An 8,672-nucleotide genomic window follows, 5' to 3' on the forward strand; every position below is an offset into this window, starting at 1 on the left:
CGCCGGTCCCGCGCCGGCAGGCCGGGGCGCGGCAGGCCGACCTTCAGTTGCTCCACCGCCGCCGCGGCGCGGGCGCGGTGCGCCTGCCACAAGGCCAGGGCCATGGGGTCGGAATCGGTGGCCGGGCGGTCGGATAGGGTGGAAAGCGGGCGGTGGGAGAGGCCGGATTCCCGCTCCAGCCGCCGGTCGGCGGCGGTGGTCAGCGGCACCACGAAGCCGCGCAGCCCGCGCCAGGCGGCCCAGCCCAGTGCCAGGGCGAAGCCCACCAGCACCAGCAGGTGCAGCCAGCCCGGCAGATAAAGGAAAAGGCCGGACAGCGCCGCGACCAGGAAGAGCCCCACCACACCCAGGATGGGCCAGAGGCGCGGCCAGGCTTCCTCCCAGGCCAGCGCCCATCGCGCGAGCCGCCGCCCGCGCGCCAGGCGACGGGGAAGCGGATCGCGCGGTGCCTGCATCAGTCGAGCCACTCCGGAATGCGCTGGTGGGCCAGCAGTTCCTCATGCGTCTGGCGGCGGCGCACCAGGGCGGCGCGGGCGCCATCCACCAGGACCTCGGCCGCCAGGGGGCGGGCGTTGTAGGTGCTGCTCATCACGGAACCATAGGCACCCGCATCCAGGAATGCGACCAGATCCTGCGGCGCCATGGCCGGCATCAGGCGGCCTTTCGCGAATGTGTCCCCGCTTTCGCAGACCGGGCCGACGATATCGGCGGGCGAGAGCGGCGCCACATGGGCGCGGGGCGAGACCGGCAGGATGCCGTGCCAGGCGTCATACATGGCCGGGCGCATCAGGTCGTTCATGGCGGCGTCCAGCACCAGGAAGCGCCGGGCGCTACCCTGCTTCTGCAGCACCACCGAGGCCAGCAGCACGCCGGCGGGGCCGACCAGCCAGCGGCCGGGCTCCAGCATCACCGGGATGCCGAGGCCGCCCAGCGTGGCCTTGATGGCGCCGGCCAGGGCCTCCGGCGTCGGCGCCGGCTCGTCGCGATAAGGAATGCCGAGACCGCCGCCGCAATCCACCCGCTCCACCGGCAGGCCGCGCCCGCGCAGGTCGCCGATCATCTCGGCCAGCCGGGCATAGGCGGCGCGATAGGCGGACATGCCGTCGGTGATCTGGCTGCCGATATGCGTGGCGATGCCGATCGGCCGGATGCCGGGCAGCGCGGCCATGCGGGCATAAAGCGCCGGCGCGTCCTCGAAGGCGATGCCGAACTTGTTCTCGGCCTTGCCAGTAGTGATCTTGGCGTGGGTGCGGGCATCCACATCCGGGTTCACGCGCAGCGAGACCGGGGCCTTGATGCCCATGCTGGCGGCGATGGCGGAGATCATCTCGATCTCCTCCGCGCTTTCGGCATTGAGCTGGAAGATGCCGGCTTCCAGCGCGAAGCGGATTTCCTCCGGCGCCTTGCCGACGCCCGAGAAGACGGTGGCCTCCGCCGGGATGCCGGCGGCCATGGTGGCGCGCAATTCGCCCGCCGAGACGATATCCGCCCCCGCCCCTTCCGCCCGCAGCACCCGCAGCACGGCCTGGTTGTCATTGGCCTTGGCCGCGTAATGGACGCTGGCGCGCAGCCCGGCCTCGTCCAGCGCCGCTTTCAGCGCACGATAGCGGCGGCGCAGCGTATTGGCGGAATAGACCCAGGTGGGGGTGCCATGCTCGGCCGCGATGCGGGCCAGCAGCACGTCTTCCATCAGCAGCCCGTCCCGCGCATGCATGGACAGCGAGGGGCGGATGGCGAGCAGGTCGGCGAAGGTCGGGTCGGCGCTGGTGGGCGCCAGGGAAAGGGCGGTGGCCATGGCGGCTATTTAGGGTCGCGCCCCCGGGTGATGGAAGCGCCGCAACGTTTCGCTACCGGCCGCGCGGGCGAAAATCCTGTGCCGGTGTTAAGCCAGGACCATGACCGAAGCTCCCCTGATCCTGACCCTAGGGCTGGACGCGGCCTCCTTCGCCCGGCTGGATGCGCTGCGCCAGGCGCATTTCCCACCGGAGCGGAACCATCTCTCAGCCCACCTCACGCTGTTCCATGCCCTGCCGGGGGCCATGCTGGCGGAGATCTCGGCGAACCTGGAGACGCTGGCGGCCGGAACGCCGCCACCGGTGCTGCGCTTCGCCGGGCTGCGCAGCCTGGGGCGCGGCCTGGCCTTCACGGTGGAAAGCCCTGCCCTGGCGCAGTTGCGCGGGCTGCTGGCCAGCGCCTGGCACGGGCTGCTGGGGCCGCAGGACCGCCAGGGCTTCCGCCCGCATGTGACGGTGCAGAACAAGGTGGAGCCCGCCACCGCCCGTGCCCTGCTGGCCGAGCTGGAAGCCGGCTTCACCCCCTGGGAAGGCCAGGGGGTGTCGCTGCTGCTCTGGCATTATCGCGGCGGGCCCTGGGAGGCCGCCGGGAGTTTTCCGCTTACCGGCTCGGGTAAACCCGGGGGTAGGTGATCTCCTCCGGCGGGCCGGGCGGATGCACCGGGCCAGGGCGGCCGCAGGCGGCCAGCAGGGCCGCCGCCGCCAGCAGGGTGAGGATGCCGCGCGTCATGCCAGCCGCTCCCGCCATTCCGCCGCCATGCGGCGCACATTCACCGGCGCCGTGCCGCCGTAGGAAGTGCGGGAAGCGACCGAGGCCTCCACGCTCAGCACCTGGAAGACGCCGTTGTGGATGCGCGGCTCCTCCGCCTGCATTTCCTCGAGTGTCAGCTCGGAGAGATCCACGCCCCGCGCCTCGGCCTTGGCGACGAGGTGGCCGGTGACGTGGTGGGCATCGCGGAAGGGCAGCCGCAGCTCGCGCACCAGCCAGTCGGCGAGGTCGGTGGCGGTGGAGAAGCCGGCGCCCGCCGCTTCCCGCAGCCGGGCGGCATCGGGCTTCATGTCCCGCACCATGCCGGCCGTGGCGGCCAGGGCCAGGGCCATGGTCTCGGCGGCGTCGAAGATGCCTTCCTTGTCTTCCTGCATGTCCTTGCCATAGGCCAGGGGCAGGCCCTTCATCACCGTCATCAGCCCGACCAGCGCGCCGGCCACGCGGCCCACCTTGGCCCGCACCAGCTCGGCCGCATCCGGGTTGCGCTTCTGCGGCATGATGGAGGAGCCGGTGGTATAGGCGTCCGACAGCTTCACGAAGCCGAAATAGGGGTTGGTCCAGAGCACCACCTCCTCCGCGAAGCGGGAGAGATGCGTGGCGCAGATGGACAGCGCCGCCAGGAATTCCATGGCGAAGTCGCGGCTGGCGACGGCATCCAGGCTGTTGCGCATCGGGCCGTCGAAGCCCAGGGCCTGCGCCGTCATGTGCCGGTCGATGGGGAAGCCGGAGCCGCAGAGCGCGGCGGCACCCAGCGGGGACTGGTTCATGCGTGCCCGGCAGTCACCAAGGCGGGAGCGGTCACGCCCCAGCATCTCCACATAAGCCAGCAGGTGGTGGCCCAGGGTGGTGGGCTGCGCCGGCTGCAGGTGGGTGAAGCCCGGCATCACGGTGGCGGCGTGCTCGTCCGCCCGCTCCACCAGCGCCTGCATCAGGTCGGCCAGCTGCTTGTCCAGGCCATCGATGGCATCCCGCACCCAGAGGCGCACGTCCAGCGCCACCTGGTCGTTGCGGCTGCGGGCGGTGTGCAGGCGCTTGCCGGCCTCGCCGATCCGCTCCGTCAGGCGGGCCTCGATGTTCATGTGGATATCCTCCAGCGCCTCGCTGAAGGGGAATTCACCGGCCTCGATCTCGGCGCCGATGGCGGTCAGGCCTTCCTTGATCGCGGCCTCGTCATCGGCCGAGATGATGCCTACATGGCGGAGCATGGCGGCATGGGCCAGGCTTCCGCGGATGTCCTGCCGCCACATCTTGCGGTCGAAGCCGATGGAGGCATTGATGGCCTCCATGATGGCGGAGGGTCCGCCGCTATAGCGGCCGCCCCACTGCTGGTTGCCCTGGCTGCGCTGCTGTGTGGACAAGGAAGGATATGCCTCGTGTTGCCAATCGGACGCCGCCCGCTTCTTACGTCGCTGGCTGCTGGGGCGACCCTAACCACGCTGCTTCCGGCACGGCAAGGGATGGCGGCCATCCAGAAGCTGGTGCCGAGCGATCCGAAGCCGCTTCCGCCGCTGAATTTCACCGATGCCGAAGGCAAGCCCTATGACCTCGGCGCCTTCTCCGGCCAAGCAGTGCTGATCAATCTCTGGGCCACCTGGTGCGCCCCCTGCGTCAAGGAGATGCCGGCGCTGGACCGGGCGCAAGAAGTTTTGAAAGCGGAAGGATGGGTGGTGCTGCCCCTCTCCTCCGACCGTGGCGGCAAGCCGCAGGTGGAAAGCTTCTACCAGCGCACGGGCCTGAAGAACCTCGGCATCTGGCTGGACCCCAAGGGCGAATGCGCCCGTGCCGTGAAGGCGCGCGGCCTGCCCACCAGCCTGGTGGTGGACCGCGAGGGGCGCGAGGTGGCGCGGCTGGAAGGCGAGGCCGAATGGGATTCGCCGGCCATGCTGGAGGCCCTCCGTAAACTTGTGAAGGGCGGCTGACCTCTCCTCTCGACGGATCGTGCTTCCCGGCCGACACTGACGCTCCAGCTTCAGGGAGTCCGCAGCATGACCGATTTCTGGCGCCTGACCGCAACCGAGACCGCCGCCCGCGTCGCCGCCCGCGACATCTCAGCGCGCGAGGTGACGCAGGCGGCGCTGGATCGGCTGGCGGCGGTGAACCCGGCCATCAATGCCGTGGTGCAGGAAATGCCGGAGGAAGCCCTGGCCGCCGCCGATGCGGTGGATGCCGCCATCGCGCGCGGCGAGAAGCCGGGACCGCTGGCCGGGGTCCCCGTCACCATCAAGGTGAATGTGGACCAGAAGGGCTTCGCCACCACCAACGGGCTACGCATCCAGGCCGACCTGATGGCCACCGAGGACAATCCGGTGGTCGCCAATTTCCGGCGGGCCGGCGCCGTGATCATCGGCCGCACCAATACCCCTGCCTTCTCGCTGCGCTGGTTCACGCGCAACGGGTTGCACGGCCATACCCGCAACCCGCGCGACCCCTCTCGCACCCCCGGCGGCTCCTCCGGCGGCGCGGCGGCGGCCGTGGCGGCCGGCATCGGCGCCATCGGGCATGGCACGGATATTGGCGGTTCCGTCCGCTATCCCGCCTATGCCTGCGGCATCCACGGGCTGCGGCCGACGCTGGGGCGCGTGCCGGCTTGGAACCCTTCCGGGGCAGAGCGTGCCATCGGCGCGCAGTTGATGGCGGTCTCGGGGCCCCTCGCCCGCTCCATCGCCGATATCCGCCTGTCGCTGGAGGTCATGGCGGCGGAGGACCTGCGCGATCCCTGGTGGGTGCCGGCGCCGCTGAACAGCGGCCCCTACCCGAAGCGCGCCGCCCTTTGCGTGCGGCCGGAGGGGCTCGATACCAAGCCGGAGGTGGAGCGCACCCTGCGCGACGCCGCCCTGCGCCTGCAGTCGGCCGGCTGGAGCATTGTCGAGACCGCCTGCCCGCCGCTGCGCGCCCCGGCGGCCTTGCAGGCGCTGCTCTGGCTCGCCGAGAACCGCCGCACCGGCGGCGAGGCCCTGCGGCGGGAAGCCGACCCGGATGCCGCCTTTGTTTTCGCGCAGATGGAGGCACTCTGTCCCAACGCGGATTTTCACGCCTTCCAGGACGCCTTGCAGGCCCGCGCCACCTATACCCGGCAATGGCAGCTCTTCCTGAAGAACTACCCGGTGCTGCTGGTGCCCGTCTCCTCCGAACTGCCCTTCCCGGACCTGCTGGATATCGAATCGCCCGAGGCCTTCCGCCGGGTGATGGAAGCGCAGCTTGTGCAGGTCGGGCTGCCGCTGATGGGGCTGCCGGGCCTGACGGTCGCCACCGGCGCGGTGGATGGCGTGCCGGTGGGCGTGCAGCTGATCGGTGGCCGCTACCGCGAGGACGTGCTGCTGGATGCCGGCGCCGTCATCGAGGCGGGCGGGCCGCGGGTCGAGGTGGCGGAGCCGGCGCCCCTCTAGGGCGACACCACCAGGCGCGCGCCCGGCTTCCCCGCCGGCTTCGGCTCCGGCAGGAAGATCCGCAGCGACGGCGCCAGGTGGGTGTTCCAGGCCTGGCGGCAATCCTCGCCGCAGCGGGCGATCCATCCCGGGATCACCGCCTCGGCCAGCAGGCGCCGCCGCACCGTTTCATCCTCCGACGTCGTGGCTTCCCAGCGCATGGTGCCGCGGGTGCCGGACTGGCAACCGGGGCGGCCGGCATTGCAGAGAAAGCCATCCTCCGTGTCCTGCCCGGCGGCGGCCCAGACCGCCAGCTCCAGCCGCGCCAGCCCGCGCCGCAGCGCCTGCTGCACCTCCTCGGGCAGGGCTTCCCAGGCATGGGTATTGGCCCCGAAGACCGAGAGGCCCCAGGAGATGGCCATGGGATGGATCTGCTGCGTCAGCCGGTGCAGCCCGAGTTCGTTGCCGCTGAGCGAGCCGGTGATGGTGCAGTCGATGCGCCCTTCCCGCAACTCGGTGGCCTGACTGGCGAAGGGGGTCTGGACGGCGATGGCCCCCAGCGCCTCCATGGCATCCGCCTGGCTGGGATTGGAGACGCGGACCCGGCGGCCCCGCAGGCTCTCCAGCCCCGGCAGCGGGTCGGCGCAGAACAGGACCTGAGCCGGGTAGGCGTAGATGGCCAGCAGCTCCACCCCATACCGCTCCTTCAGCAAGGCGGTCAGGTGCAGGCGATACACCTGGACCACCCGCCGCAGCGTGCTCAGCTCGGGCGCCAGCATGGCCAGGTTGGGAGCCGCCAGTTCCGGCTCGTCGCCGCCCACCAGGCTCAGCAGCGCCGTGCCGAAAGGCATCACGCCCAGCCGCATCAGGTGCAGCATGTCCTGGCCCCGGATGCCGCTGCTGTCGAAAGGCACAATATCGGCCTGGAGCATGCCGCCGGTGATTCGCGGCAGTTCCTCCCGCCAGAAGGGGCGCTCGTATTGTTCGTAGAGGCGGACATCGGCGAGGCCGCCCACCACCTGCAGGTGAAGCGGCGGGTTCTGCGGACGGGCCGGGGCAGCCAGCAGCACGGCCGCGAGGCCCGCTAGCACCAGGCGCAGAAGACCGTGGCGCCCGGGCGGCTTCGGCAGGGAAGAGCGCTTCGTCACCGTGGCAAGATAAGGCAGCGCCACAGGCAGGCAAGCATTCTTCCCGGCCCATCGCCCGGGCGGGGGAGCGCCTCAGTCCAGCGAGCGGCCCTGGGACTGGGCGGCCAGGGCGCGGGCCATCTGGCTCAGCGCCTCCTGGTGCTTCTCGTTGTCGATCAGCACGAAGTTGCGGGCGAGCTCGAGGCACATGCGCTGGCGCTGGCCGAGCGGCTGCGCCTGCCCGTCCTGCTCCAGTCCCTCGAAGAACCAGGCCACGGGCACGCCGAGCACGATGCCGATCTCGAACAGCCGCCCGGCCGAGATGCGGTTCATGCCGCGCTCGTACTTGTGGGCCTGCTGATAGGTCACGCCAATCATGGTGGCGAGCTGCTGCTGTGAGAGCCCGAGCATCAGCCGCCGTTCGCGGATGCGGGCGCCCACGTGCCGGTCCGCATTGCGGGCCCGGGTGGTTGGTTTGTCCTGGTCGTCATCGGCCACGGAGGGGGATGCGGCGATCTGGTCAGCCATGCTCCGCCTGTATTCGGTGTTCTGCATCAAAGCTAGATGGGATTTCGTCCCATAGCGTTAGGCCGTCTCCGGCAAAACCTCTGTGAACAATGCGTGAGGGGCTCAACTTCATGCAAGATCGAATGAAACGAAGGCGCCTCATCCCTGCTCATTCCCGGCGCCTTCGCGCAGCCGGGCCAGCTGCTCCCTGGCGGCGGCCAGCTCGGCGCGCAGGCGCTCCAGCTCCTCATGCTCGCGGGAGGCGGGCGGATTGCCCTCCTTGCGGGGGAAGGGGCTGAAGAGGCTCATGGCCCGTTCCATCATGGCCATGTTCTGCTTGCTCACCTCTTCAAGCCCGCCGAAGGGGTTGAAGCCGCCCATCGCCTGCTCCACCGACTGGCGCATCTGCTCCTGCTGCCGGGCAAAGCTGCCCATGGCGAATTCCAGGTAGCGCGGCACCAGGGACTGCACGCTGTCGCCATAGAGGCCGATCAACTGCCGCAGGAAGGGGATGGGCAGCAGGTTCTGCCCCTTGGCCTCTTCCTCCACGATGATCTGGGTGAGCACGGCGCGGGTGATGTCGTCGCCGCTCTTGGCGTCATAGACCACGAAGTCGCGGCCCGCCCGCACCATCGCGGCCAGATCCTCAAGGGTCACGTAGGACGAGGCCTCGGTGTTGTAGAGGCGACGGTTGGCGTATTTCTTGATCACCACCGGGGGCAGGCCCTGCTCGCCGCCCGCCTGTCGTTTCGCCTGTTCCGCCATGACGTTCCGCCCTTCTTCTTCGCGCCCTCGCCGCGCCACGGAACAGGCTAGCACGCGAAATGATGCGCTGCGAACCAACTGTGGAGCCCTTGCCGCGTTGGCGCTGCGCCAGGCATTGCGGCGGCTGGACAAGCAGGCCTGTCCGCCGGACAAGGACGCGCATGGAAGGGCCGAAGGAGATGCCGGGCGCCGAGCCCGGCGAGCTGGAAAGGCTGGCAGAGGATTGGATCGCCCTGTGGCAGAGCGAGGTCGCGGCCCTGGCCGCCGACCGGGAACTGGCCGAGGCCTGGGCCGGCTGGGCGGCGGCGACCGCCGGCTGGTGGCGCGGCATGATGGCCGCGCGGCC

The 8,672-nt window shown here is 70.4% G+C and carries 11 protein-coding genes; 4 read left to right on the forward strand and 7 right to left on the reverse strand.

Translation table 11 applies throughout. The annotated features are described in order from the left end of the window. Both IBL25_RS22510 and lysA read right to left on the reverse strand, forming a co-directional pair. Nucleotides 1–455: DUF4175 family protein (locus IBL25_RS22510; protein WP_187780730.1), on the reverse strand; the 455-nt coding region annotated here is incomplete at its 3' end. Further along, entirely contained in the window at nt 455–1,795 is a 1,341-nt protein-coding gene (gene lysA / locus IBL25_RS22515; RefSeq protein WP_187780731.1) for a diaminopimelate decarboxylase, read from the reverse strand. The genes IBL25_RS22510 and lysA, both read right to left, overlap by 1 nt. A gap of 100 nt (nt 1,796–1,895) precedes the next feature. On the opposite strand from lysA, the gene IBL25_RS22520 reads away from it, so the two are divergent. Next, on the forward strand, nt 1,896–2,426 hold the full coding sequence (locus IBL25_RS22520) for a 2'-5' RNA ligase family protein (RefSeq protein ID WP_187780732.1): 531 nt from the start codon (nt 1,896–1,898) through the stop codon (nt 2,424–2,426). Here the strand turns inward: IBL25_RS22520 and lptM are convergent. Next, complete coding sequence (gene lptM, locus IBL25_RS27080) at nt 2,395–2,523, reverse strand: LPS translocon maturation chaperone LptM (protein WP_238940593.1); 129 nt, start codon at nt 2,521–2,523, stop codon at nt 2,395–2,397. The genes IBL25_RS22520 and lptM overlap by 32 nt on opposite strands. After that, a complete protein-coding gene (gene argH, locus IBL25_RS22525; RefSeq protein ID WP_187780733.1) occupies nt 2,520–3,920 on the reverse strand; it encodes an argininosuccinate lyase in 1,401 nt (466 codons plus the stop codon). The genes lptM and argH overlap by 4 nt, the downstream gene beginning before the upstream one ends. Nucleotides 3,921–4,019: 99 nt before the next feature. On the opposite strand from argH, the gene IBL25_RS22530 reads away from it, so the two are divergent. Together IBL25_RS22530 and IBL25_RS22535 are read left to right on the forward strand one after the other, a co-directional pair. Continuing rightward, the gene (locus tag IBL25_RS22530) at nt 4,020–4,481 is read left to right on the forward strand and encodes a TlpA family protein disulfide reductase (protein ID WP_187780734.1); all 462 of its coding nucleotides are present in this window, start codon (nt 4,020–4,022) and stop codon (nt 4,479–4,481) included. 66 nt (nt 4,482–4,547) lie between these two features. Next, nucleotides 4,548–5,948 (forward strand): amidase family protein, encoded by a 1,401-nt coding sequence (locus tag IBL25_RS22535; RefSeq protein WP_187780735.1) that lies wholly within the window; start codon nt 4,548–4,550, stop codon nt 5,946–5,948. Here IBL25_RS22535 and IBL25_RS22540 read toward each other — a convergent pair. From IBL25_RS22540 to phaR, 3 genes are all read right to left on the reverse strand, one after another. After that, nucleotides 5,945–7,099, reverse strand: a complete 1,155-nt coding sequence (locus IBL25_RS22540) for a TRAP transporter substrate-binding protein (RefSeq protein WP_187780736.1) — start codon at nt 7,097–7,099, stop codon at nt 5,945–5,947. The two genes, IBL25_RS22535 and IBL25_RS22540, sit on opposite strands and share 4 nt — an antisense overlap. Before the next feature lie 48 nt (nt 7,100–7,147). Continuing rightward, on the reverse strand, nt 7,148–7,582 hold the full coding sequence (locus IBL25_RS22545; protein ID WP_187780737.1) for a helix-turn-helix domain-containing protein: 435 nt from the start codon (nt 7,580–7,582) through the stop codon (nt 7,148–7,150). Nucleotides 7,583–7,720: 138 nt separating this feature from the next. Next, nucleotides 7,721–8,326 carry a polyhydroxyalkanoate synthesis repressor PhaR gene (gene phaR, locus IBL25_RS22550; RefSeq protein ID WP_187780738.1) on the reverse strand — a complete coding sequence of 202 codons (606 nt, stop codon included), beginning with the start codon at nt 8,324–8,326 and terminating at the stop codon, nt 7,721–7,723. A 161-nt stretch (nt 8,327–8,487) separates the two neighbouring features. Between phaR and IBL25_RS22555 the strand changes: the two genes are divergently transcribed. Further along, on the forward strand, nt 8,488–8,672 hold a 185-nt coding region (locus IBL25_RS22555), incomplete at its 3' end, for a hypothetical protein (RefSeq protein WP_187780739.1).

The sequence above is a fragment of the Pseudoroseomonas ludipueritiae genome, from assembly GCF_014490445.1.
Taxonomy (GTDB): Bacteria; Pseudomonadota; Alphaproteobacteria; order Acetobacterales; family Acetobacteraceae; genus Pseudoroseomonas; species Pseudoroseomonas ludipueritiae.